General features: G+C 65.3%; 21 protein-coding genes. 9 read left to right on the plus strand and 12 right to left on the minus strand.

The genetic code is table 11. The annotated features are described in order from the left end of the window. Window positions 1-110 precede the first annotated feature (110 nt). The 8 genes from CK206_RS08785 to dcm all read left to right on the plus strand — a co-directional run bounded on the left by CK206_RS08785 (window position 111) and on the right by dcm (window position 11,616). The gene (locus CK206_RS08785) at window positions 111-1,208 is read left to right on the plus strand and encodes a hypothetical protein (protein ID WP_096906180.1); all 1,098 of its coding nucleotides are present in this window, start codon (window positions 111-113) and stop codon (window positions 1,206-1,208) included. Between the two features lie 268 nt (window positions 1,209-1,476). After that, window positions 1,477-1,935 (plus strand): very short patch repair endonuclease, encoded by a 459-nt coding sequence (locus CK206_RS08790; protein ID WP_096906181.1) that lies wholly within the window; start codon window positions 1,477-1,479, stop codon window positions 1,933-1,935. 94 nt (window positions 1,936-2,029) lie between these two features. Beyond that, window positions 2,030-4,702: a Z1 domain-containing protein gene (locus tag CK206_RS08795; RefSeq protein WP_096906182.1), complete on the plus strand. Its 2,673-nt coding sequence runs from the start codon at window positions 2,030-2,032 to the stop codon at window positions 4,700-4,702. Window positions 4,703-4,706: 4 nt separating this feature from the next. Beyond that, window positions 4,707-5,696, plus strand: coding sequence for a PD-(D/E)XK motif protein (locus CK206_RS08800; RefSeq protein ID WP_096906183.1), 990 nt, complete (start codon window positions 4,707-4,709; stop codon window positions 5,694-5,696). Then, window positions 5,689-7,923: a hypothetical protein gene (locus tag CK206_RS19550; RefSeq protein ID WP_143337715.1), complete on the plus strand. Its 2,235-nt coding sequence runs from the start codon at window positions 5,689-5,691 to the stop codon at window positions 7,921-7,923. Before CK206_RS08800 ends, CK206_RS19550 begins: the two co-directional genes overlap by 8 nt. Beyond that, a complete protein-coding gene (locus CK206_RS08805; protein WP_096906184.1) occupies window positions 7,923-8,801 on the plus strand; it encodes a hypothetical protein in 879 nt (292 codons plus the stop codon). The genes CK206_RS19550 and CK206_RS08805 overlap by 1 nt, the downstream gene beginning before the upstream one ends. A gap of 452 nt (window positions 8,802-9,253) precedes the next feature. Then, window positions 9,254-9,586, plus strand: coding sequence for a hypothetical protein (locus tag CK206_RS08810; RefSeq protein WP_096906185.1), 333 nt, complete (start codon window positions 9,254-9,256; stop codon window positions 9,584-9,586). 56 nt (window positions 9,587-9,642) lie between these two features. Next, on the plus strand, window positions 9,643-11,616 hold the full coding sequence (gene dcm / locus CK206_RS08815) for a DNA cytosine methyltransferase (RefSeq protein ID WP_254050528.1): 1,974 nt from the start codon (window positions 9,643-9,645) through the stop codon (window positions 11,614-11,616). A 2-nt stretch (window positions 11,617-11,618) separates the two neighbouring features. On the opposite strand, the gene CK206_RS08820 is transcribed toward dcm, so the two are convergent. After that, a complete protein-coding gene (locus tag CK206_RS08820; RefSeq protein WP_254050529.1) occupies window positions 11,619-12,899 on the minus strand; it encodes an ATP-binding protein in 1,281 nt (426 codons plus the stop codon). Window positions 12,900-13,509: 610 nt separating this feature from the next. Here CK206_RS08820 and CK206_RS08825 point away from each other — a divergent pair. Next, entirely contained in the window at window positions 13,510-14,481 is a 972-nt protein-coding gene (locus CK206_RS08825) for a VOC family protein (protein ID WP_096906187.1), read from the plus strand. Window positions 14,482-14,850: 369 nt separating this feature from the next. On the opposite strand, the gene CK206_RS08835 is transcribed toward CK206_RS08825, so the two are convergent. From CK206_RS08835 to CK206_RS08885, 11 genes are all read right to left on the minus strand, one after another. Continuing rightward, on the minus strand, window positions 14,851-15,855 hold the full coding sequence (locus tag CK206_RS08835; protein WP_143337716.1) for an alpha/beta hydrolase: 1,005 nt from the start codon (window positions 15,853-15,855) through the stop codon (window positions 14,851-14,853). Next, window positions 15,852-16,724, minus strand: coding sequence for an SDR family oxidoreductase (locus CK206_RS08840; RefSeq protein WP_244294160.1), 873 nt, complete (start codon window positions 16,722-16,724; stop codon window positions 15,852-15,854). Before CK206_RS08840 ends, CK206_RS08835 begins: the two co-directional genes overlap by 4 nt. Next, complete coding sequence (locus CK206_RS08845; RefSeq protein WP_254050530.1) at window positions 16,721-17,881, minus strand: hypothetical protein; 1,161 nt, start codon at window positions 17,879-17,881, stop codon at window positions 16,721-16,723. The genes CK206_RS08840 and CK206_RS08845 overlap by 4 nt, the downstream gene beginning before the upstream one ends. Window positions 17,882-17,979: 98 nt before the next feature. Beyond that, window positions 17,980-18,999, minus strand: coding sequence for an AraC family transcriptional regulator (locus tag CK206_RS08850; RefSeq protein ID WP_067714565.1), 1,020 nt, complete (start codon window positions 18,997-18,999; stop codon window positions 17,980-17,982). Between the two features lie 115 nt (window positions 19,000-19,114). Beyond that, the gene (locus tag CK206_RS08855) at window positions 19,115-19,921 is read right to left on the minus strand and encodes a sucrase ferredoxin (protein WP_254050680.1); all 807 of its coding nucleotides are present in this window, start codon (window positions 19,919-19,921) and stop codon (window positions 19,115-19,117) included. A 92-nt stretch (window positions 19,922-20,013) separates the two neighbouring features. Next, on the minus strand, window positions 20,014-21,261 hold the full coding sequence (locus tag CK206_RS08860) for a cupin domain-containing protein (RefSeq protein WP_096906189.1): 1,248 nt from the start codon (window positions 21,259-21,261) through the stop codon (window positions 20,014-20,016). Continuing rightward, complete coding sequence (locus CK206_RS08865; RefSeq protein WP_061917080.1) at window positions 21,262-21,540, minus strand: hypothetical protein; 279 nt, start codon at window positions 21,538-21,540, stop codon at window positions 21,262-21,264. A 291-nt stretch (window positions 21,541-21,831) separates the two neighbouring features. Continuing rightward, the gene (locus CK206_RS08870; protein ID WP_096906190.1) at window positions 21,832-22,503 is read right to left on the minus strand and encodes an enoyl-CoA hydratase/isomerase family protein; all 672 of its coding nucleotides are present in this window, start codon (window positions 22,501-22,503) and stop codon (window positions 21,832-21,834) included. Between the two features lie 69 nt (window positions 22,504-22,572). Further along, window positions 22,573-22,908 (minus strand): type II toxin-antitoxin system PemK/MazF family toxin, encoded by a 336-nt coding sequence (locus tag CK206_RS08875; RefSeq protein ID WP_096906191.1) that lies wholly within the window; start codon window positions 22,906-22,908, stop codon window positions 22,573-22,575. Further along, window positions 22,901-23,128 (minus strand): hypothetical protein, encoded by a 228-nt coding sequence (locus CK206_RS08880; protein WP_061917071.1) that lies wholly within the window; start codon window positions 23,126-23,128, stop codon window positions 22,901-22,903. Before CK206_RS08880 ends, CK206_RS08875 begins: the two co-directional genes overlap by 8 nt. Before the next feature lie 188 nt (window positions 23,129-23,316). Then, window positions 23,317-24,351 carry an aspartate-semialdehyde dehydrogenase gene (locus CK206_RS08885; RefSeq protein WP_096906192.1) on the minus strand — a complete coding sequence of 345 codons (1,035 nt, stop codon included), beginning with the start codon at window positions 24,349-24,351 and terminating at the stop codon, window positions 23,317-23,319. Window positions 24,352-24,438 lie beyond the last annotated feature (87 nt).

A 24,438-nucleotide genomic window follows, 5' to 3' on the forward strand; every position in this document is an offset into this window, starting at 1 on the left:
GACTCACTTCCCGCGCACCCATGCCGGGACTACGTACGAAGCGGTGACATTCAACGGCTCTCTGCACCAGAGTGGAATCACCTTCCTGACCCGACACGACAGGCCTGCCGATGAAGCCGACGCCGCTCGACGAGTTCCCCGTCCACCAGACGCCCCTGCCGATGACCCAGGTCGGCACGAGTGACCGCAACTTCTACGACCGCTACTACTTCAACGCGCACGACCGCACCGGCGACGTGTTCCTCGTGACGGGGTTCGGTGCGTATCCCAATCTCGGGGTCGTGGACGCGTTCGTCACCGTCCGCCACGGCGACACCCAGCGATCCGTGCGGTTCTCCGACGCCCTCGACGCCCGCTCACTCGCGCCCGCAGTGGGAGGCTTCCGGATCGAGGTGATCGAGCCGCTGAGCACCCTGCGGCTGGTGTGCGAACACCCGGACCTGTCGGTGGACATGACGTGGGAGGGGTCGTTCGACGCGGTGCTCGAGGACCGGCACGTGCTGCTCGAGGGCACGCGCGCGATGCTCGACGCGAGCCGGTTCGCGCAGGTGGGCAGCTGGTCGGGCACGCTCTCGGTCGACGGGCGCGACTTCGCCGTGGATCCCAACGCGTGGCTGGGGACGCGGGACCGCTCGTGGGGCATCCGGCCGAGCGGCGAGTCGGATCCCGCCGGCCGGTGGGCGGCCGAGCCGCGGGAGGGCTTCTGGTGGACCTACGTTCCGCTGCGCTTCGACGACTACGCGATGGTGGTGATCCTGCAGGAGAGCCCAGACGGGCACCGCACGCTCAATCACGCGAGTCGGGTGTTCGCCGACGGGCGGATCGAGCAGCTGGGCTGGCCGCGGATGGAGGTCGACTACCGCAGCGGCACCCGTCACCCCGACTGCGCGCGCCTGCACCTGACCACGCCCCGCGGCGAGCCGCTGCTGCTGGAGGTCGAGACCCTCGGCGGCGTCCCGCTGAGCATGGGCTCGGGCTACGTCGGCGACCCGGCGTGGTCGCACGGCCGCTGGATGGGCCGCGAGTGGAGCGAGTCGGTCACCTACGACATGACCTCCCCCGACGTGGTCGCGATGCTGCCGTTCAACACCATCGACCACGTGGCCCGCGCGACCTGCAACGGTGACGTGGGCTGGGGGCTGTTCGAACACGCGAACCTAGGCCGCCACGACCCGTCGGGGTTCACCGACTGGGGCGATATGGCATGAGAGCCGCAGCTAACCGCAGGTACGGGTTGACCGACACCTCCACCCGGCGCGGTTCACCGCCGTAGGATGCCGACGTGGACGGACATCAGCCTGCGTCAGTGCAGGCGAGCAGCATTAACGGCGTCGCCCAAGCGCAGGCACCAAGCACGCTGGTATTCCTCCTGCCGACCACTCGTAGGCGCTGCGGTGGCCAGATGCGGCGTCGAGACGGAGAACCGATCCGCTCGGCCGAGTGGTGCGCCATTGCATCGATAGGCCAGCACGTCCGATGACGGCCGAACGAAACCAATCCCCAGCCCGCGCAAAGCGGCCAGCTGCATCGTCCGAGACGGTTCGCGTCAACATGTCGAGGCAGAAGCGACGCGATACCGGGTGCGAGATGGCTGTGCGACGGATCCTCCACGCAGAAGGGATCCGCTACAGGGTCGACTTTCGCCCACTTCGCGATGAGCGTTTCAGAGTCGACATCGGCTGGCGTAAGTACAAACTAGCGGTGTTCATCGACGGCTGCTTCTGGCACGGATGCCCGGAACACGGGACTGTTCCGAAGAGCAATCGGACGTGGTGGGCCAGCAAGCTCTACGAAAACCAGCAACGCGACCGACGCGTGCTCGCGACCCTCGAGGATGCTGGCTGGATAGCTGTTCGCTTCTGGGAACACGAACCGCCGCGCAGCATCGCACACTCAATTATAACGCTCGTCCAATCCAGACGCCCACCATGCTAACGTGAGACAACATAAGTAATTCGCCATCGGTTGTCGGCCGTGGCCGACCCGCCAGCGCCCGATACCTACCTCGCCCCCGCCCAGGAGAGCCCACATGGACCCTGCATTCATCCGTGAAACACTAATCGGGCGAATGCGTCGACATGGCGAGGACCTAGAAGCAGCTATGCGCTCAACTGCTCGCGGCCTCGGCGTCGACATCTCGACCTTGAAGCCGGCCGCCGACGCAATCCGCCGCGAAGGCGCCCGGAACCGTCTCTTGACAGAACCGGCGGGCGTCGTGAAGGACCTAGTCCGTGACGAGCTGACCCACGAGAGTTGGTACACCGGCGAAGAAGAGGGTGACGAGTTTTGGCCGCGACTGAGGGCAAAAATGCAGCTCGGATCGTTGTCCGAGGCCCTGCCAGAGATCGATAAGGCGTCTACCAAGGTAGTCGCCTTGTGCGCCGATCCGAATGTCCGACGACTCAAGAAGCGCGGAATGGTCGTCGGACACGTCCAATCTGGCAAGACAGCCAACTACACAGCGGTCATGGCGAAAGCGGCTGACGCCGGCTACCAACTTTTCATCGTTCTCGCTGGAATGCACAACAACCTCCGACGACAGACACAGGTGCGCCTTACCAAAGACCTCCTAGACGACAGCTGGGCACCCCTAACAACGAGGGATGACGACTTCGGCACGGTCACGAACGGCTCCGCCATGCTCAAAAACGGCACCAAGGCGATCGCTGTTGTCAAAAAGAACCAGAGTCGGCTCGAATCGCTTCGCACTTGGCTATCGGAAATCCCGGAAGATATCCGAGCCCGCGTACCAGTAATGATTCTTGACGACGAAGCTGATCAGGCCACTCCAAACTCGTCTACCAACGCCGACTCAAGGACACGGATTAACGAGCTGGTACGCGAAATCTGGGCTGAAGTAAAAACCGGGACATACGTCGGATACACCGCCACCCCGTTCGCGAACGTTTTCATGGACCCCCACGATGAAGAGGAGCTCTATCCAGCAGATTTCATCGTCGACCTTCCACGGCCCAAGGCCTACTTCGGCGCTGAGAGACTCTTCGGCAGAGAGCCCCTCGATGAGGAAGACACGCCAAGCGATGGAATGGACGTCATCAGGTATGTGCCCGATGAAGACGCAGATCAGCTCCGCCCCCCGTCCGGTGCCGAGAACCGTAATCGCTTCGACCCAGAACTCCCGCCTTCCCTCATCGAGGCAATATCGTGGTTCATCGTCTCGACAGCCATCCGCCATGCAAGAGGCGAAGCCGCAGAGCACAGCTCTATGCTCATTCACACAACTCACTTCGTAGGTCCTCACTTCGCTATGAAGGAGAGGGTCGATGCACATCTACAAATGCGCCTCCGAGAACTCGCGGAAGGCAAATCGGACGCGTTCCGCGAGAGTTTCGAGCGAGAAGCCGCACGCGCGTCCGATTCAGCTACTAAGCCAATGCCTCCGTGGGAAACAGTGCAGGAGCGTCTCTGTTCGGTAGCCGAAAGCGTCCGAGTCATCGTCGATAACGGATTCTCACGCGACCGCCTCGACTACGAGCGAGAGGACGATGACGGCGAGAAGCTAACGGAAACCGTCATCGCCATTGGCGGAGGCACACTCTCACGAGGCTTGACCCTCGAAGGCCTAGTGGTCTCGTACTTCATCAGAACATCTAACACTTACGACACCCTTCTCCAGATGGGTCGATGGTTCGGTTTCAGGCCGGGATACGAGGATCTTCCTCGAATCTGGATGCCTCGTTCCCTTGCACTAGAGTTCCAATTCCTAGCCTTGATCGAAGAAGAGATCAGACAGGACATGCGACGCTTGGAGAAGATGCAGGTCACGCCCAAAGAGATGGGGATCCGCGTCCGCAGCCACCCTGGGCGACTCGCCATTGTAGCGAAGAACAAGATGCAGCATGCAGACATTGTTTGGGTGTCATTTTCCGGAAAGCGCCTGCAAACATTCATTTTCGATGAGTATGACGCTTCGCTACAGCGCCAGAATATCGACGCCGCACGGAAACTGATCGCGGAGGCGTCCAACTCCTCGGCCGCAGGAGTTCGTCAGATCCCCGGGTCGCCGAAGTGGGTGGCTCACGATCTACCCGCGGCGACTGTTATCCGATTCCTCAACAGCTATCGAATCCACCCCGATCAATCGAGCATGCGCGCGGACCACTTGATCGGCTGGATTGAGACCGCCGCGTCGGATCGTCGATGGAATCTGGTAATCAAGGGATCGGCCCAACAGCAGACACTCGACGGCACAGTGATCGATTTAGGGAGCATCGACCTCGGCCTTCCCGTCGAAGTCCCGGCTGTCAATCGCGCTCCCCTGACTTCGTCTTCGAAGGGAGTCGCCAACATAAAGTCGCTCCTCTCGCAGAGCGACTGGTACGCCGATCTAGATCCCGCGCTGATCGCCGACAGAAAAGCTCTCGACTACACGGCCGCCCGAGAGTTGCGGCGAGACCACGCAAACGGCAATGGACTGATCATCATCTACCCAGTAAGCAAGCACTCCGTCCCATTGAGCCCAGCTCAGCTCCGAACGAACAGCAGAAGGGCAATGACCTCTCCGGAACATCTCATCGGAGTCGGAATAATTCTCCCAGACATTGGTAACGACGGGGTAGCAGAAGAAGGCGACTACTATTCAGTCACACCAGACTGGGAGATGACTGTAGACAGTGACGAGACACCTCCGGACCTAGAAGGGTCGGCGCAGTTCGACGGCGCCGATCGACAGAGGGCCTAGAGAAATGGATGTCGGCGAGCACTTTGTATATCTTTCAGAGCAGCAGCGCGACGTCGGAATGTCTCAAATCTTGACGAGGGAGATCGCGTCCACGTCCGACATCGGTCGCATCCTCGTCGGTATTGACGACCACGGTGATCGACACTTGCTCATTCCGATTACCCCGAGCCAACAGCTAACGCCGTTCTCCCACAAGGCAATCTCAGTTTCCAAGAGAACATTATTCGGCGACTCGGCGATGACCGATTATCTTGATGTCGCTTGCAGCAAGCCACGTCTGTTTTTGGTCTTCGACCGATTGCTCGACGAGGTTGTCTCTCGAGTCATATCCGGCGCCGCGGATCCCGTTGCCGCCTGCTTGAACACCTTGGACGAGTGGCGACAAATAATAGAGACCGCCTCAAGTCAGACCGCAGCTACGACAATCGCCGGTCTAGTGGGCGAGCTGGCACTGCTTGAGAGCTTAGCGAGACTTGATCCGATTGGGTCATTGACTTCCTGGGTGGGGCCAGAAGGCGTAGTCCATGACTTCGTATCCGACGAGAACTCCGCGATCGAGGTGAAGGCGACGACCTCGAAAGAGGGTAATCGCACGTCAATTCACGGGCTCGACCAATTAAATTTCAGCTCTAGAGCACGCCTTTATCTCGCCGTCTACCACCTTAGGGAGAGCCCCAATGCCCCCAGCTTGGACGACAGGATCGATCGGTTGGTCAATATCGGTGTGTCTAAGGTCGAATTGATCAAGAAGATCTCCAAGGCGGGATACGTATATGAATCAGGTACAGACGCCGACCATCGGTTCGAGTGCATCGGGTTCAAGCTCTGGAGGGTGACGGATAGCTTTCCGGGCCTGAAGAGATGCGATCTCGGTCCAAAGCTCACTGCCGGAGTGGAAAATGTCCGGTTCGACATCGAATTAGTCGCCGCGCCGCCGCCGCTCGATGAGCATCAAGTCGAACAGGTTCTCGCTAGTTGGAGCCCACATGTCTGACGAGCTCGAGGAAGCGCTGGCTCCAGTTAAGCAACACTTCCGCGGAAAGAAGATTAGTGAGAACACGGTGTTGGCTGCATACATGCGGGCGGCGAAACTAGAGCCGACCGGACCAAAGTGGCAAGCGGCTAAGGCTGCGTTCAAAGGCGGAGCCACTTTTTCACAGGCAGTCGCTGCAGTCGCGGAGTCGAAGAGCTCGGCGGCCCCCCAGGCCGCGGGCGCGCCGCAGGCTGTGCCGACGAAATCCCCACGTGAACCAGTTCCCTCGCTTAGACCGCGCAGTTCTACTGAACAGGTTTCCCCGTCGTATAAGACGACGAAAGAGGTGAGTCAGGTGGGCGCCAAGCCTGATCCCATAGCGCGTACGCCCCGCAAGGTCTTTAGAACGCCGACGGGCGACGACGAACGGAATTCAATGAAGTGGTTCCCGAAGCGGTTCGCCCCCGGCGATATCCATGGGCAGGGAGCCGAGAAGCTACTCGGACGGCCAGACCTTCAACAGTTGGAGGTATTAGTACGCGAGACAGCTCAGAACTCCTGGGACGCCCGCGGCACCGCAGATCATATTGACTTTTGCATCAATCTACGACGCCTCTCCAACAACAATCTAACCGCGTTGAGGCGCGACGTATTTGGAGAGGCTGGGGGACCAGAGGGATTACAGGAAATCTTGACGCGCGATGAGGTCTGGGCTATCGAGATTTCCGATCGCGGTACAATCGGTCTAGGTGGTCCGACTCGGAATGACCTTGAGCCTGCCTCGGGGGTGCCCACCAACTTTATCGACTTTGTTTTCGACCTAGGCGCACCGAAGAGCCAGGGCATGTCGGGCGGTACTTACGGCTACGGAAAGACCGTGTCCTACTCGTCGAGCAGTGTTGGGACGGTATTGATCTGGTCACGGTGTGCGAACAATGGTCAATTAGAAGACCGATTGATCGGTTCTGCGATCGGGCCTAGTTTCAATATGGGCGGCCGACGATACACTGGGCGGCATTGGTGGGGGCGGATCCCAGAAAATGGCGACAGAGTTGAACCGCTAATAGGAGCCGAAGCAGAACGTATCGCTGCAGACGTGTTCTCGAGCGGGTTCGAGCGTTCGGCTACGGGTACAAGTATTCTAATTCTCGACCCGCATTTTGGCGATGACGATGACTCGCGGCCTAGTCAAGCACGTTCGATCGCAGAAGTCGTAGAAAACCATCTCTGGCCGAAGTTGATCGATTCAGACTTGCTGCGCGCACGGATGAATATCACAATACTGCTAGACGGCGAGCCCATTCCAATCGGAGATCAGGCGTCACACAAGATTCGGGCCAACTACGGGGAATGCCTGAACATGGTTCGAAGAATCCAGAGCGGCGGCTCGACGGATTCCGACAACGTTCGAGCGTTTCCGATTACTCGCTATAACGATGTCGTGGGTCATTTATGCATGACCCGGTTTCCAATAGATAAGCGCTCGGGACAAGGTGTTGAGCACGAGGACCCCGGCCCAAAGCGACTCGCGGAAAACCGAGTTGCCTTAATGAGGAACGAGGCCGAACTCGTCGTAAAGTATCTAGATTTCCCCGCGCTAGCCGTCGAAGGGTTCGCATGGGTCGGTGTGTTCAAGCCTGTCTCAGCAACAGATGGGGCGTTCGCAGCCGCCGAACCCCCAGCGCACGATGAATGGAACCCAGCGACCGTGACAGTGAAGACGCAGAAGTCGATCGTCAATGTAGCGCTTCGGAAAGTAAAGGAAGCGGTGGCGTCGTACCTAGCACCGACTAAGTCTCTGGGCGAAGTGGGTGTTCAACCACCCGCTGCCCAGATCGGTGACTTCCTAGCCGGACTACTAGTGGGTTTAGACGGGCCCGCTCCAACTAAGCGGCGGAACGGCACGATCCCTTCGACTCCGAAAAAGTCGAAGGCTAAAGTCAGCATCTCCGGCGTCAGAACCGACCCAATTCCGGGTTCAGAGTGGAACACGTCGATAGTCACAGTTCAAATGCGAGCCAACGATTCTCAGTCTCGCTCTGTGTCGATGGACCTGTCAATCGGGACCGAGGGGAACAGTCGTGAACCTATCAACCGCGTTGTACTTCGAAACAACGGTTGGCTTTTGGATTCGGGGATTGTCGCAGACCAGAACATGCAGATGAAAGATGGTGACACCGCTTTCTACGCCTTTGATTCTAGCGCCAAAGTCGCGATCGACTTACAACCTCGGATAGAGACTCCCTAATGGCGCACTTTCGAGTACTCCCACACAGAGTTGCCAGCGCCGCATCAATCAATATCGAGCAGTGGTGGTACCGCCTCGGCGACGGCGAGATCAGTGACCTGCCCGAACTGGTTCCGGGGTGGGACTACAATACCCACACGGTCGTCGGGGTAGACGTAGAAATCAACACAGAAGAGCTGACCTCCAGCACTGGCTTACCTATCGAAGCGATCGAACTCGTTATTACGGTTGATTGCCCTGCCGTCTCGGAACGCTTTCTCGAAAAATCCGCCATCATGGACGGGCCCCAATCGCTGGCCGTAGAAATTCCCAGCGGCCGAGTCGCCGACTCCTTCATTGCGACTGCACATCTTGTCGCGAAATCAACCGAGCCACTTCGGCAGTCGCCGGCCTCGGTCAAAAGTGGGGCGCGCCTCTTCACCTCGGAGCCGCAGCGGGCGCAGCTGGAGGGGTCTGGGGGGCGCTTTCCCGTTGAGGTCTGCGGATTTAGCTCCATCGGCTTTGAGTCCGCACCCTGGACGCTGGTGTCCGACTTCGAGGAGCTCAGCGACTCATTTATGGGCTCTATTCGACTCTTTGTCAATTCGGAGCACCCACTTGGAGCGCTCGCGGCGAAACCAGCCCAGAACGCGACGGCCGCTCGCTTGATGCAAATCGACACTATGCGACTTCTCATCGCCGAAATTGCGCGTAGTGGAATGTACGAATCCCACACCTCGTGGCCGGATGGGAGCGTGATCTATGTGGTGGACTCGATGTGCTCAGCCTACTTTAACCGCGAGCTGAGCACGATGATTCAACTGCTAAGTGTTGATCCTGCTGCGTTCGAGCGTCTCCTATACGACAGTCTCCCCTTCGACGAGGTTGCTTCTCTATGAGTCATTACGTATACCCTCGGCTATCGGGGGCCGCGGCCGAATCCGCTTATTCTTCCATATCGGAGGCCTACCGGTCCGGGGGACTAGCGGCCGTAAGGGAACTAAGCCGGCTATCGCACTCATCGGCGAGCCCCGTACCAACAGGGGGAACCGTAGCGACCGAAACGCGTATTGCGGCAGTTCGGGAAGCTGCAGAAGCCGCCACACAAGAGTGGATCGATCGGGGCATTATTGGGCCACGCGAGGTGGGCGTCTTCGACATTGCACTTGGGCGCGCGTTACACCGCTCGCTCGAGATTACGCCAGCGGACGCCGCCCATGTCGACACCTGGAATTTTTTATCTCTCGTGGTTATGCCGCACTTGAGCGTGCTCAGGTTCCCCGACATGCATCGAACGAGAATCTTCGGAATGCCCCGGAATTCACTTCGTCGCGCATGGCAACGAGAGGAAGTGATCGGCGACCTCCTCCTAGGAAATGAGGGCACACTCGGCGAGGATATTCTGGTTGGGATGTTCGAACGGACTGCGCTCGCGAGGAACCGCACCCTCATCCGGGCAATGACCCGGGCCCTACTCGCCTACGACGGCCCCATCGCTAGGTCCACTCTCGCTAGACGATTCTCGAAAACAGTAACCTGGGCCACTGGACCATTCCTGCTCGACACCCTCAGTCAGAACGAAGTCGACGAGCTAATTCCCCAATACTTGAACATCTCTATCTTGAAGTTAAACGAAGGCGGCGACCTAGAGGAGGCAGAGGTGAGCACCGCCGCGGCGCGCTGAAGCCGTGAAGGGGCTCGGATTTAATATCTTGTCATTGCTTTCGGTAAGGTGTAGTTGTGGATAGTGGAGAGTTGGGGACTTCTAAATCTCCGTACGGGGTCAAGCTGGTCCGCGGCCCCTTCCTCGATCTGCCTCCGCACGAGCACCACGCCGCGGACGTCGGGGAATTCAAGCGTCTCACCAGATCGCTGCGGGGGCGTGGCGCGCATCTCGCTGCGGACCTCTTCTCCGGCGCCGGAGGAATAAGCCTGGGTCTCGAGGAGGCCGGCTACGATGTGGTGCTCGGCGCGGACCACTACGAAGCCGCTGTCCGCACCCACGCCCATCACTTCGCAGGATTGTCCCTGGACTGGGACCTCGCGGACGCGGACGTCGTCGAACGCGTCGCGGGACTCATCAAGGAGGCCCGAGTCGAGATCATCGCCGGCGGCCCGCCCTGCCAACCGTTCTCGAAGGCCGGCCGATCCATGATCCGACACCGCGTCCAGCTCGGAGAGCGTGATCCCCACGATGAACGGCGGGATCTCTGGCGCTCATTCCTCGAGATCGTCGGAAGCGCGCGGCCTCGCGCTGTGCTCATGGAGAACGTTCCGGACCTCGCACTCGACCGCGAGATGTTCATCTTTCGATCGATCGTCGAAGAGCTGGAACAGGACGGCTACTCCGTCCACACCCGCATCGTGGAGACGTGGAGGTACGGCGTTCCCCAGATGCGTCAGCGCCTCCTCGTGGTCGCCTTGCGAGACGGCGTCGCCTTCGAGTGGCCCGCCGACGCCCCTACCAAGACGACACTGTGGAACGCGATCGGGGAGCTTCCCGAGGTCGATGGCGGCTGGCGCCCCGAGGGTGGCGCCGAGGGCTGGGCGGAGTACGACGGTCCGGTAACCGAGTATCAACAGAGGATGCGGCGCGGTGTGGCGGGTGCGGACGCCCATAAGGTGTTCGACCACATAACCCGTCCGGTTCGTGAAGACGATCGTGCGGCATTCGAGACCATGACGCACAAGACCAAATATTCCGACCTCGCGCCCGAGCACCAGCGGTACCGCAACGACATCTTCGACGACAAGTACAAGCGTCTCGACGAGAACGACCTCTCGAGGACGATCACCGCGCACATCGCCAAGGACGGGTACTGGTACATCCACCCCCGCCAGCCGAGGACGCTCACCGTCCGCGAGGCCGCGCGCATCCAGTCCTTCCCCGACTACTTCCGCTTCTCGGGACCACCGTCCGCCGCCTTCAAGCAGATCGGTAACGCGGTCCCCCCCTTGGTCGCCGAGACCGTGGGCAAGTCGATCAGATCAGCGTTGGCTGCCGGCCGGTCGATGCCGTTCAACACACGCGAGATATCGGCGAGGATGGCAACCTGGTATCGGGGGCGCGGAGTGGACGACCTCGCCCTCCCCTGGTTCCGATCAGGCTCGCGGTGGGTCTTCGTCGCCAGTGAGATCCTCCTCGCCAGAGCGTCACGGGCCGTCACGCGCAGCTTCTTCCCCGCCATCGCAGCGCTCGACGTCCCCCGAGGCTCCCTTCCCGCGGACGACGCCCTGGCCATCCTCAAGAACATGGCCGAGGGAGTCGGACGCTCGACGCGCGCGGACCAGCTCGGTGAGCTGGCCGGACAGATGGCCGATGCCCCGGATGCCCTCTGGTCGCCGACGATCGACCGCACCGCCCTTCCGACGATCCCTGCGTCCATCGCGGACCTGGCCGAGCTGGCCGTGCCGACAACCGACGAGAACGGGTTGGAATCAGAGGAGCCCATTCTCACCGGAAAGGGCATTCTCCGGGTGGCCAGTCGGTTCCTGGGCAACGACGTCGACAAGCGCAACAAGCTGACCGACGGCCGACTGGCAGTCGCCAGACTGGTCGGTATAGGTGAGGAGTCGCGTGACGCCCAGCTCGGTCTCATCGAGCTCGCGGCGTCGGTCTGTACCATCGACCAACCTCGGTGCAGCATGTGCCCGCTGTCGGACCACTGTGCGTACGCCAACGACAAACGAGATGAACCGACCTCGCTTTTCTGAGGTCAGAACCCGAGCGACTTCGCCATGTCCGGTGACTCCTTCTTCAGCAGGTCCGAGATCTGCTTGAGGGCGTCGAAGTTGCCGGTACGGACGAGCGCCGCCTTGATCGCCAGCCCGATCTCGGCGCCGTTGGACACCTCGCTCGGCATGCCGGCTGCGCCATTGTTACGCCTACGCGGAGCGTCGACGCGGTAAGCGTTGTTGGCGAGGATGCAGAGCTCCGAGATCGGGCGTCCCAGCATCTGCTTGAGCTGCGGGGGGAGAGCGACCCGCATCTTCGCAACATTGATGTTGAACGCCGCGTCCAGGTCGGTGTCGAAGTCGACCGAGGCTCGTGCCAACTTCGTGTGCTCGTCCAACGCCCGGGTCCCGGCCCATCCGCCCCATTGCACGAGCCGGTTGGCGCGGTAGATATACAAGCCCTGCTGGCGGTTCCACTTGAGCGGACCAGACGCCGCCTCGAAGGCCTCCGGCGACGAGAACGCGTTTCGCGACGGCAGGATGAAGCGGCGGAGATGAACCTTTCCGGCATGGTCGCCGACCATCACCTCGAACGACTCCGGGCCGAGTTCCTTCAGCTCCGGCTCGTTTCGCTGGAAGGGGTCCCACGGCGTGAGCGGCTGGTCGTCCACCCAGATCTCAATCTTCCGCGCGGTCCCCTCGCCGGCCAGGAAGCGGTGGAACACCATCGATAGGTGCGCCATGAGCTTCTCACGCAGGCTGTCGAATCGCCTTTTCGCCCACCCACCGGTTGACTGCCTGGCCGGCAGTATCCGGTCGAGCTTCTCCCAGATCACGACGGTCCCCGGCTCACCGGCCAGCAGCTCACGAGCTCTGGTGGTCGCGGCATCAGGATGCGGGACCACGACGATCCAGTCATCGCGCTCGGCGATGAGGTCGAGATCCAATCTCTGGATCTGGGGTTCCTTCATCCGGGCTGTGCGACTGACGACGGTGACCGAACGTCCCTGCGAGAGAGAAGCGGTCTTCAGTCCGAGCCCGTACCGCCCGAGATCCCCCAACTCGTAGTCACGGCGGCTGCCGAACCGGAGCGATTCGAGAGCACCGTTCACCGACATTCCGTGCCCGTCGTCGCAGATGAGGAGACGAGAGCCCTCGCCGTCGAACTCCATGAAAACCCGTATCTTCTCCGCACCGGCACTCACCGAGTTGTCGATGAGGTCAGCCACCGCCGAGCTGAAGTCGTACCCGATATCCCTCAGGGACTCCGTGAGCCTCGCGGCCGAGGGGGTGACGGATGCGATGGCGACTCCGGGGTTCACGTGTTGATTCTCTCTACTTCCTCGAGACTGACCTGCTCAGCCGATGGCGACGACCATTGTCGCCCACAGGTCAGACACCGGAGCCCGGCCGGGCCCGCCGAGCATCGGCGACGCTCCGATACTGCCGCCGACCCACAGGATTCGGTCGAGCCGCCCCCGACCGGGCTTCTCCGGCGCAGGAGTCAACCTCGCTGACATCGGCCTTCCGGTGACATTAACACCCGCTTCGACGCCCACCGCTCGCGACTCGCTGCCGACGGCGCCGCGGTCGCGTAATGGCTATCGGCCGACCACGACGACTACCGCCGGTCAGTCGTCCGACCGGCCGAACCGTCGTGGTGAAAGTTCCAGCCGACTCGCCGCGCTCGGCGAACACCCCCGCCGAAGTGATGCGCCACCGGGTCGACGAAGTCGGCCGGGCGAGCGGGCCCCTCGTCGTCGTCGTCATAAAACCCACCAGCCCACCTGCACCTTTCCCATCCACCGGAATCGAACGGTGACGCGCGCCACAACGCGGTCACAGTGTCCTCATCCTCCCCCGGGCGCGCGCAGCGCGACGGACGGCGGCACCCCCGGCACGCCGGGACCCTCATCGGCGAAAGGACACCCCATGGGCGACGTCCGTGCCCTCGGCTACCTCAGAATCGACACCACCGACCTCGACCGCTGGCGCACCCTCGCCCACGACGTGCTGGACCTGGGCGTGGGCGCCGGCGGCGACGACGACACCCTCCACCTGCGCCTCGACGAGCGCGCCCGCCGCATCACCCTGCGCCGCGCGGAGAAGGACAACCTCGCCGCCGTGGGCTGGGAGGTGCGCGACGAGATCGCCCTGGACCGCGTCCGGGCCACCCTCGCCGAGCACGGCATCGCCTACCGCGACCTCACCCACGACGAGGCGCAGGCCATCAAGGTCGACGGCGCGATCACCCTGGAGGACCCCTGCGGCCAGCGCCTGGAGATCTTCCACGGCGCCGAGCTGGACCACTCCAAGGTCTCCACCAAGTACCGCACCGAGTTCGTCACCGACGAGCTGGGCCTGGGCCACCTCGTGGTCCCCACCACCGACTACGACGCCACCATCGGCTTCTACCGCGACGTGCTGGGCTTCCACACCCGCGGCGCGTTCCCCTTCCCCACCGCCCCCGGCATGCCGCCGCTGCGCATCCAGTTCATGGGCGTCAACCCGCGCCACCACAGCTTCGCCGTGATGCCCGCCCCGCACATGGGCCCCGGGATCGTGCACATCATGCTCGAGGTGGCCCAGATGGACATGGTCGCCCAGGCCATGGAGCGCACCACCGAGCACGGGTTCGGCATCTCCTCCACCCTCGGCCGGCACACCAACGACAAGATGATCTCCTACTACCTGCGCGCGCCCGGCGGCTGGGACATCGAGTACGGCTACGACGGCCTCATGGTGGACGAGAACCAGTACCTGCCGCAGAACATCACCGCCGACAGCTACTGGGGCCACGACTGGTCCGGCAGCGAGCCCCTGGCCTGCACCCTCCCGCTCGAGGAGACCGCCGCCGAGGCCGCGGCCGACTCCCTGTCCGAGCCCGTGGTGGAGACCGTCTGACGCACTGACGCTTCCTACGCGCCCCTGACCTCGATCAGCTCCCACCACCGCGCGGGCATGGTGCTGGGCGCTCTGCACGGCCGCCGAGTGGCTACTGCGTCCACGCAGGTACCGCTCGTCGACCCGCTCCTCGGTGTAGGCCGTGGCGATGTCGGCCGGGTCCTCCGCCTGGTCGACGCGGCCGCAGAAGAGGCCGTGCGGCAGGACGAGCATCGTCGCGGCGAAGCGGTCGCCGCCCGGCTACTGAGCCGGATGCGTGGTTCTCGGCCGGTGCTCACGGACCGGGAGTCCGAGGTCCTGCGCGCCGTGACCGAGGGGGCTCGAGCAACCGGCAGCCCGCCGAGTCGCTGCACCTGTCCGAAGGCACGGTCAAGACCCATCTCGTGCATGTCTTGAGAGAGGGTGCTGTGAGACCGGCGCCGTCATCGTCCGGCGCAAGAACTCGGCCGTGATCCCGCCGGCGTGGCGGCTGTGCGGGGTCAGGCCGGCGAGCACCGAGAACGCGTGGACTGCCGAGTACCACCGATGGGTCTCGACGGGCCGCCCGGCCGCGTGGAGGCGTTCGGTCAGCTGGAGCGCGGCCGGTTCCACGAGTTCGCCCGCAGCCAGGGTGATCAGCGTCGGCGGGAACACCTCCGGATCGCAGGTGAGCATCGAACGGCTGCTCTCCAGCCCGTCGGCGTGGTGCTGCCACAGCCTCTGGAACCGCTGCACCGTGACGGCCGGTTGGTAGGAGTCGCGCGTGGCCCACGGCCCCTCACGCACCTCGCCATCGACGTCGAGCAGGGGCGAGTAACCCACCATCGCGGCGGGCTGGCGGACGCCGTCGCGGGCGGCCAACTCGCAAATCGCGGCGGCCAGGTACCCGCCCGCCGAGTCCCCGGCCACCACGATCCGGTGATCCGCGGGCAGTTGCTCGGACAGAGCGCGATACCCGGCGTAGGCATCCGCGACCACGGTCGCCAGGTCGACCTCCGGCAGCATCCGGTAGTCCAGCGAGTGCACGGTCACGCCGAGGTCCATCGCCAGCCGGCCGCAGAGCCCACGGTGGGTGCCGGGGCCGCAGAAGACGAACGCGCCGCCGTGGAGGTAGAGCACGGTCACGTCGGCCAGTGCGTCCGGGCCGACGGAATCGGGGGTCGACGTCTCGGCCGCGGTGCCGCCGAGCACGGTCCGTTCCACACGCACCCCGGCGGGGCCCGCCAGTCGCGAGAACCCGCGCTCGACTGCGGCCAGCCCCCGGATCCCGGCGCCGGTCATGGGCCAGAAGCGGTACACCTGACGGAGCGTCGCCCGCCCGGCCCAGTAGAGCAACCGGGACTGCAGGTCGACCTCACGATGGATGATCACGGAGGGGTCTGTCCGAGTGGTCAAGAGCGGGACGATCCTTGCGTTCGTAGGAGAGTGCGCTGCTTCCGGCGACCCTTGGCGGCCATCAGCGGCAGGAGGGCGGACGCCAGGCGGGGGAACGCGGCACCCAGCCTGGCCAGCGCCCCGCGCCTAGCCGGGACGGCCGTAACCGGGCGCCGCGACTCCAGCACCCTGCCCACCGCGCGCACCACGTCCTCCGACTGCAGGAGGACACCCGAAAACGACAGCGCCGCCTGCGGGTCCTCGAGTTTGTCGAAGAGCATCGGGGTCCAGATGCCGTCCGGGCAGATGCACGAGATGTCGATATCGTCCACCCCGGCCAGCCGCAAGTCGGCGGCCGTGCTGGAACTGAAGCCCATCACCGCGTGTTTGGACGCCGCGTAGACGGCCTCGCCCGGGACCGCGGAGATCCCCGCCAGCGAGACGATGTTGACGATGTGCCCGCCACTGCCGGTCGCGCCGGTGCCCGGGATACCAGCGCTGCGGGCGCGCATGGCCTCGATCGCGGCGACCGTGCCGTTGATCGTCCCCAGCGCGTTGACGTCCAGCATGAGCCGCCGCTGGTCGTCGGTCTGCTCCCACGCCGGGCCGGTGAGCAGGACACCGGCGTTGTTGACCCACACGTCCACGCCCCCGGTCTCCGCGACCAGCCGGTCCCGGGCCTCGTCGACCTGCCCGCGATCGCGGACGTCGACAGCGGCCCAGAGCGCACCCCGCCCGATCTCCGCGGCCGCCGTCCGGGACGACTGCTCGTCCAGATCGGTGATCATGACGCGATACCCGCGGTCGGCCAGCAGGCCCGCGATATCTCGGCCCAGGCCGCGACCGGCCCCGGTCACGAGCGCGCTGCGGATCCTCGTCGTCGTCGTCACTTCCCGTCCCTCAGTCCGGCGCGGATCTCGCCGTAGGAGATCCCACCGTGGCAGTACGTCGGCACCACCGGCCAGAAACGCTTCCACGGCGCCAGTTCGGTGGAGGGCAGGATCTGCAGCCAGCGCGGGTCGGTCGGGCACGGGTCGGCGAGGGTCTTCTCCTTGATCATGGAGTCGTACTGGTCCAGCGCGTCCTCGAGGGTGTTGGCGTTGGGGCAGATCTCGCGGCCGTACTCGCGGTGGTAGCGGCGCACGCCCGGGATCTTCGACAGCTCCGGCTGCCAGTTGTCCAGGGAGATGCCGTTCTCGGAGGACACCCACACGCCGTCCGGGGTGTTGATGACCAGCGAGTGGTTGCCGTCCGTGTGGCCGGGCGTCCACAGCAGGGCGATGCCGGGGCCGAGCTCGATGTCGCCGTCGAACACGGCGAACCTGTCCCGGTGGACGCCGTCGAGTCCGTCCTCGACGTACCAGGCCCACTGCATGGGGTGCAGGTCCTCCAGGGTGGCCAGTTCGCGGCGGTGCACGAGCAGCTGCGCGTCGCCGAACAGGGCGGTGCGCGGCGTCGGCTCGCCGGCGATCACCTCGCTCGAGCCGAGAATCATCCGGGGGTCCTGCACGTGCAGGTGGTCGAACGTGAGGAAGTCCACGTCCTCCGGCCGCAGCCCCACCTTGGCCAGGGCCTCGGCGGGCTCGTTAAAGTACTTGAGAATCGCCTTGCTGGCCAGGCGGCCGCCGGGGACGGCGTCGACCAGCCTCTCCAGATTGGCGTAGAACGGCGCCTTGGCGGAACCGGCGGGGACGGTCGGCTCGAACACCAGGGTGCGGGGCCGACCGTTCCAGTCGTCGTACTGGACCACCACCATGCGGTTGATCATGGTGACCAACGGCAGGCTGGGCACCGACACCGCGTTGTCGAAGGCGTACTTGACCGGGTACGGCGCCCCGGCCACGTCGACTGACCGCACCGCCCGCACCTGCCCCTGCTGCACGAACCGCTTCTTGTACTCGGCGGCCACCGAGCGCACCGCCCTCAGCCGCTCGCCCCGCGGCCACACGTCGTGGACGCCGTCGAATTCGGGGATCGGCCGCGCGCCGATCTGCTCGAGCATGGGTCCGGACACCTGGTCCGAACGCGGTGGATCTTCGCGCAGCATCGTTCGCTCCTCCTCGCCGATGGGGTGGCCGCCCGGGGGGCGCCGGTCGTTCCCGCGGTCGACACCAGCATCCGGTGTCCGGCGGCGGGAAACTTGTGTCAGGGCGACAGATTGGTGGTCCGCCTCAGCTCCCCGGGGGACATACCGAACCACCGGCGCGCCGCGTGGCTGAGCGTGGCCTGCTCGGCGAAACCGACCAGGTCGGCGATCTGGGTGAAGGACAGGTCGCTGGTCGTGATGAACCGGTGCGCGCGATCCCGACGCAGGTCGTCGACGACCCGGCCGTAGGTGGTGTCGACGGCGGCGAGGCGACGTTGCAGCGTCCGCGGGTGGAGCAGGAGCGCCCCGGCCACCTCGACGAGGGTGGGGACGCGGCCGGGAAGGCGCTCCCCCACGAGGCGGCGCACCTGGTGAGCCACCGAGTCCGACGGGTCGGAGTACGAGCCCGTCAGGTGATCGAGGGCCGCGCGACGGAGATCCTCATCCGCGGAGGCGAACGTGGCATCCAACATCCGACGGTCGACGCACAGCGCGGCCGCGGGCCGGTCGAACTTCACGTCGACGCCGAAGAAGCCCAGATACCGGCCGACCGGCGAGAGTGGTCCGTGCGGCACCTCCACCGACCGCAACCCGGTGGACTGCCCGACCAGATGCACGGCCACCCGGTAGAACACCCCCAGCCCCAACTCGGCGGCCTGCGGCGAGTACGGCGACTCGGTCAGTTCCTTGCGGTACGTCAGGGCGATCACGCCGCGCCGGCCCCACGGGTCGTCGGCGACCTCGATCCTCAGCGCGGGGCTGTGCACGAACATGAACCGAGCCGCGCACTCCAGTGCCTCCGCGGGGGTCTGCGACGATCCGATCGCGCGCGCGATGGGGCCGAGAATCGTCACGTCCTGCCGTTCGGCCAGCCGCAGACCGAGGTCCGGGCAGCGCAGGTGGGCTGCCGCCACATCGAGCATCCGGTCGTGGTCGGTGATCGACAGCAGCCCGTCCTCGTCCGCCAACGTCTCTGGCTCGATGCCGAACCGCGCGAGCAGCCGATCCGGATCCCCGCCGAGTTCAGTGACGAGCTCAGCGAACCCGCGCAGGCTCGCGGCGCGGATCAACGGCTGCATCGACGTCGCCTGTCCTTTCGCGTGCGGAGTCCCCGAGGAGCCGCGGTCGAGGACGTCTCCGCGGAGCCACACGTGGTTCGACCATCCTCGCTCCACCTCGCCCCGACGTCCGGCCCTACCCGCCGCCCCTGACCTCGATCAGCTCCCACTGCCGGACCGGCCCGGGGGCGTGGGCCCGGCACATCGTGAAGATCGGCTCCGAGTAGGTTTCGCGCAGCCACACCTCGATCGGACCGTGCGGGCCCTCGAGCGTCACCTCGACGTGCTCGTCTCGTTCGACCACGCGCACGGGGGCGAAGGCGTCGATGCGGTCGTCGGGCTCCACCGCCCGGGCGTGATGCTGCGCGCTCTGCACGGCCGCCGAATGGCTACTGCGTCCGCGCAGGTACCGCTCGTCGACGCGGCCCTCGGTGTAGCGGGTGACGATGTCTGCCGGATCCTCCGCCTGGTCGACGCGGCCGTAGAAGAGGCCGTGTGGCAGGACGAGCATCGTCGCGGCAAAGCGGTCGCCGCCCAGGTGGGAGCACTCCCAGGTCGCCTCCGGATACCGCTCGGCGATCCGCGCCGCGGCGCTGCGCCCCCGCACGGCGCAGCACTGATCGTGCTTGCCGTGCGCGCACACGGCGACCAGCGGCTCCGCTGACGGGGTGCCGGCGGAACCGTCGAGGGGGATCTCGGCGTACCCGACCGGGCCGTCGACCTCGCCCCACCGCAGCGACTCATGCCCCGGCCGGGCGTCGGCGAGCGCCCACCGCCAGCGTGGCTCCTCTGTATGGCGACGACGACCCGGCCTGCGGATCGCGGCAACCCGGACATCAGCCTCCTGGGCACGCCCGGCGATCTCGCGGCCCAGCTCCGGCGGAAGGAGACCCGGCGAGTCGAGTAACGCCGAATAGCCCCACGGGCCGGACAACTCGACCATCAGCCATCGCAACCCCCGCGAGCCCGACCCGTCCAGGGGATCGCCGCGGCGCAACGACGAGTCGCTGCACGGCTCCCAGTCCGCAGGCCTGCTCACAGCGCCACCACCACGCCCTCCCGCAGCAGCCGGCGCAGGACCACCAGGCCATCGTCGGCATCAAGGCCGGGAAGCGTGCCGGCGCTCACGGGGTCGCCCTCGAGGACAGCGCGCAGAGCGGGGGCGCATACCGGCGGGAACGTCACCGACTTGGTGGGCAGCCTCAACACCACCGTGCCGGGATTGGCGGCGGCGGAGTCGGGGTCGGAGTCGGAGTCGGTGCAGTCCACCCGTGCATGGAGCCCCTCGCGTAGGTGCAGCCGGGTGTCGGGCTCGAGGGACGCGACGGCGTCGAGGGTGGCCAACGGGCGGATCGCGGCGGGTCGGGTGAGATCCAGGTACTTCTCGGCGAGCGCGTCGCCGGCGAGAGTGCTGAGCTGCTCCTGCTTCTCGGAGATCAACCGGGCCAGTATGTCGAGGACCTCGCGGGCGTGGGGCTCGGCGCGCGCGGCATCGGTCGGGGCGAGCCCGAACGGCAACGACGCCCGCAGCTCCTCCTCCGAGGCCAGTGCCTCGATCATCGCCGTGGCGACGTCATGCCCGGTCAAGGGGGCCACGCCCACCGTGAGGTGGATGGAGGTATCGCCCTGCGCCTCGGCGGAGTGGATCCAGCCGCGCGGCAAGTAGAGGCAGTCCCCCGGCTCGAGCACGGTGTCGATGACCGGCTCGTCCTTCGCCCGTTCGGCGATCGCCTCGCGGTGATCGGTCCACGGCTGATCCGCAAGCGGATGGTGGTGGACGGGCTCGTGCACCCGCCACCGCTTGGTGCCGGACACCTGGAGCACAAAGACGTCATGGACGTCGTAGTGCGGATCGAACCCGCGATTCGCGGGCGGGGTGATGTAGGCGTTGGTCTGCACCGGATGCCCGATGTCCGAGGTCATGCCCCGCACGAAGTCGATGATCGGCGGCCAGAACCGGTGCAGACCCTGCAGAACGAGCGTCGCCCCGGCGGCGTACTGCGTGAGCACGCCGTCGGGGTCGAGCTGATCGGCGATCTGCGCCCCGAACCCCGCGGAGCGGGTAAAGCACGCCCGGTCGACGAGCGTGCCCTCCCGCGCCATCCGGACGAACGGCGTGCGCACCCCGCGCTCGGCGACGATCTCGTCGACCATCCCGGGTGAGAGCAGGTCGGAGTAGTCGCGTGGCAGCTCGGCCGCCCGGGTCAGCAGGGGCCGCTGCCCCCACACCCGAGCCGCGAACTCATCCGAGCCGCACGCGACGCACCGATGAAGCGCCCGCAATTACTGGGTGCCGTCAGCGCCGCCGTCGGCACCATCCGGGTTCGAACCGCCGTCGGCCACCCCTTCGCCGGTGTTCGCGGAGCCATCGGCGGAACCGTCCGCGCCGCCGTCGTGGCCGTCCGGGTTCGAACCGCCGTCAGCCAGGCCCTCGCCCTCGCCCTTCATGTGGTGGGCGGATCCGTCGGCGCCGCCGTCGTGGCCGCCCGGATTGGAACCGCCGTCGGCGATGCCCTCGCCCTGAGCGCCGGACGTGGTGATGTCGTCGTCGTTGATAGCCATCTGCGTTCCTCTCGTCGGTGCAGGTGCGAAACCTGCAGGGAGTCGTGCGATCTGGCCACGTGTTCCGGCAGCAGGCCGGGACACGAGGGGCTTGCAGTTCCACTATGGCACTGGACCGGCCTCGATACGACCGAAGCCGCCGCCGGTTCGGCGTGACCGGGCGGCCGCATCGTTTCCGAGCGGCGGCGGTCCTCGTCGTCGTCGTTGTCGTCGTCGTTGTCGTTGTCGTTGTCGTCGTCGATCTATCCCCGCGCCACCCCGAGCTCGCGGTCGACCCGGGGCGGGTGGGCGTCAGAGGCTGACGCCGCCGGGGCCCCGGCCCAGCGCCTCGGTGACGGAGGCGAACATCGTGGACTTGATGGCGCCGAGGGTGGTGCGGTCCTTGCCGAGGATCGGCTGGAGGCGCCCGAGCGCCGCGGTGACGATCTCGGCCTCCGCAGCGGTCGCGTCGACGAGGCCCGCCTCCTCCGCCTCGGCCCCGGGGTAACGGTGGCCCGTGCTCATCGCGGTCAGGGCGGTCTGCGGGGTCGTCTTGGCCTGGATCAGCGCCGCCATGCCGGGAGTGAACGGGATGTTGATGTCCACCTCGGGGAAGCAGAAATAGCCACGGTCGTCGCGCATCACCCGGTAGTCGTGGGCCATCGCGAGCATCGCGCCGCCGCCGAACGCGTGCCCGTTGACCGCGGCGACCGTCGGCAGGGAGAACGTCAGGACGCGCGAGAACAGCTCCTGGATCCGGCCGACGTACCAGTCCAGGCGGTCGGAGTTGGCCATGAGCCAGTCGAGGTCGAGGCCATTGGAGTAGAACTTGCCCGACCCCACGGTGACGAGCCCCTTCGCGGACTTCTCGACCTCATCGAGGTGGGCGTTGATCGCGTCGAGCCGGTCCGGGGAGAAGCGGTTCTCGTCGCTGCCGAGCGTGAGGACGGCGATGTCCTCGTGGTGGGTCAGGGTCGGGGTCATGGGTTGTCCTCTCGGGTGGTGGGGTTGTGAGGTGTGGGTGGGCCGGGGTCGGGGTTCGGCGGTCGACCGCTACTCGTCTAGAAAATCCTGGATCCACCGGCGAATGTCTACCAGGGTCCCCGCATCCACCCGGCCGGCATGGCCGACAACACGCTGACGCGAAAGGGTGTGCACCTGCTCGGTCATCGCCCAGGAGTCGCGATCCAACACGTCTCCACGGAGCAGGACGTGGTTCGACCATCCGCGATCCACCGACGTCACCGGAACCACCATCACGAGAGTATCGGCGAGGGAGATGTGCGCGCGCGACGAGACCACCACCGCGGGCCGGCGACCACTCTGCTCACGACCCGCCACGGGATCGAGGACAACCCATATGACCTCCCCGGGAGTCGGGTCAGGCATCCTGCGCCCGCTCCCACCACTCGGATTCCTCGCGGTAGGACGCCAGATCTTCTGGCGATGTCGCGTCTATCTCCGCACGCAGGCGCTTGAGCCGCCGTTGCTTCTCGGCGAGTGAGGCGAGATACGCAAGATGGTCGCCCAGCGTGCGGTGCTCCTCGGCGGCCTGCCTCTTCAGAAGATCCCGGAGGTCGCGACTCACCTTGATCGTCGTGTGGGACATACCGAAAGTATGCCTTTGGTCATACCGCCGAGACGGCGAACTCCTCGCACGCCCGACGCACGAGAGCCGCCGCCCGGTCTGCGCGACCGGGCGGCGGCTCTCGCCTGTGTGCGACTGCGGGGCCTCGTCGTCGTCGTCGTACTCCCGACCAGCTCAGCCCGCGACTGGCCACTCGACCAGCAGGTGCGCTACTTGACCAGCAGCTCCGCGATCTGGATGGTGTTGAGCGCCGCACCCTTGCGCAGGTTGTCGCCCGCCACCATGAGGTTGAGGCCCTTGTTGCCCTCGATCGACTGGTCCTGGCGAATCCGGCCCACCAGCGACTCGTCGATGCCCGCCGCATCCAGCGGGGTCGGCACGTCCACGACCTTGACGCCCGGCGCCTTCGACAGCAGCTCGCGCGCCTGCTCCGGCGTGATGTCCTTGTCGAACTCCGCGTTGATGCTCAGCGTGTGACCGGTGAACACCGGCACGCGCACGCAGGTGCCGGCCACCCGCAGCTCCGGCAGGTCGAGGATCTTGCGCGACTCATTGCGCAGCTTCTGCTCCTCGTCCGTCTCCTCGGACCCGTCGTCGACGAGCCCACCCGCGAGCGGCAGCACGTTGAACGCGATCGGCGCGACGTACGGGCCGTGGTCATCGACCTTCAGCGCCGAGCCGTCGTGCACCAACTCGTGGCCCGCACCGACATTGCCGGTGATCTGATCGTTCAGCGTGTCCACGCCGGCGAGCCCGGAACCGGAGACCGCCTGGTACGTCGACACGACCAGACGCTTGAGACCCGCCGCGTCGTGCAGCGCCTTGAGCACCGGCATCGCGGCCATCGTGGTGCAGTTGGGGTTGGCGATGATGCCCTTGGGCGGGTTCTTCGCCGCGTCCGGGTTCACCTCGGAGACGACGAGCGGGACGTCGGGGTCCTTGCGCCACGCGCTGGAATTGTCGACGACGACGGCGCCGGCCGCGGCGAACCGAGGGGCCTGCTCCTTCGACATCGTGCCTCCGGCGGAGAACAGGGCGATATCGATCCCCTCCAGCTCCTCGTCGGGCGTGTGGGCGGTGTCCTCGACGACGATGTCCTCACCGCGGAACGGCAGCGTGGTGCCGGCGGACCGGGCGGACGCGAAGAAACGGACCTTGTCAGCCGGGAAGTCCCGCTCCTCCAGCAGGGCACGCATGACGCGCCCCACCTGGCCCGTGGCTCCGACTACGGCGACAGTGGTCATCTCTGAGGTCAACTCCTGACAGGTTGGTCCCGGCCCGCCGCGGACGGGTTCTCCGCCCTGCGCTCGACCGACCGGCAGTACCCCATC

This window comes from Dietzia sp. WMMA184 (assembly GCF_002441635.1).
GTDB classification, from domain to species: domain Bacteria; phylum Actinomycetota; class Actinomycetes; order Mycobacteriales; family Mycobacteriaceae; genus Dietzia; species Dietzia kunjamensis.

Coding starts and splice junctions, on each gene's coding strand:
- CK206_RS08785 (WP_096906180.1), top strand. CDS start 111: ATGAAGCCGACGCCGCTCGACGAGTTCCCCGTCCACCAGACGCCCCTG.
- CK206_RS08790 (WP_096906181.1), top strand. CDS start 1,477: ATGACGGCCGAACGAAACCAATCCCCAGCCCGCGCAAAGCGGCCAGCT.
- CK206_RS08795 (WP_096906182.1), top strand. CDS start 2,030: ATGGACCCTGCATTCATCCGTGAAACACTAATCGGGCGAATGCGTCGA.
- CK206_RS08800 (WP_096906183.1), top strand. CDS start 4,707: ATGGATGTCGGCGAGCACTTTGTATATCTTTCAGAGCAGCAGCGCGAC.
- CK206_RS19550 (WP_143337715.1), top strand. CDS start 5,689: ATGTCTGACGAGCTCGAGGAAGCGCTGGCTCCAGTTAAGCAACACTTC.
- CK206_RS08805 (WP_096906184.1), top strand. CDS start 7,923: ATGGCGCACTTTCGAGTACTCCCACACAGAGTTGCCAGCGCCGCATCA.
- CK206_RS08825 (WP_096906187.1), top strand. CDS start 13,510: ATGGGCGACGTCCGTGCCCTCGGCTACCTCAGAATCGACACCACCGAC.
- CK206_RS08845 (WP_254050530.1), bottom strand. CDS start 17,881: ATGCTGCGCGAAGATCCACCGCGTTCGGACCAGGTGTCCGGACCCATG.
- CK206_RS08850 (WP_067714565.1), bottom strand. CDS start 18,999: ATGCAGCCGTTGATCCGCGCCGCGAGCCTGCGCGGGTTCGCTGAGCTC.
- CK206_RS08855 (WP_254050680.1), bottom strand. CDS start 19,921: ATGGTCGAGTTGTCCGGCCCGTGGGGCTATTCGGCGTTACTCGACTCG.
- CK206_RS08865 (WP_061917080.1), bottom strand. CDS start 21,540: ATGGCTATCAACGACGACGACATCACCACGTCCGGCGCTCAGGGCGAG.
- CK206_RS08870 (WP_096906190.1), bottom strand. CDS start 22,503: ATGACCCCGACCCTGACCCACCACGAGGACATCGCCGTCCTCACGCTC.
- CK206_RS08875 (WP_096906191.1), bottom strand. CDS start 22,908: ATGCCTGACCCGACTCCCGGGGAGGTCATATGGGTTGTCCTCGATCCC.
- CK206_RS08880 (WP_061917071.1), bottom strand. CDS start 23,128: ATGTCCCACACGACGATCAAGGTGAGTCGCGACCTCCGGGATCTTCTG.
- CK206_RS08885 (WP_096906192.1), bottom strand. CDS start 24,351: ATGACCACTGTCGCCGTAGTCGGAGCCACGGGCCAGGTGGGGCGCGTC.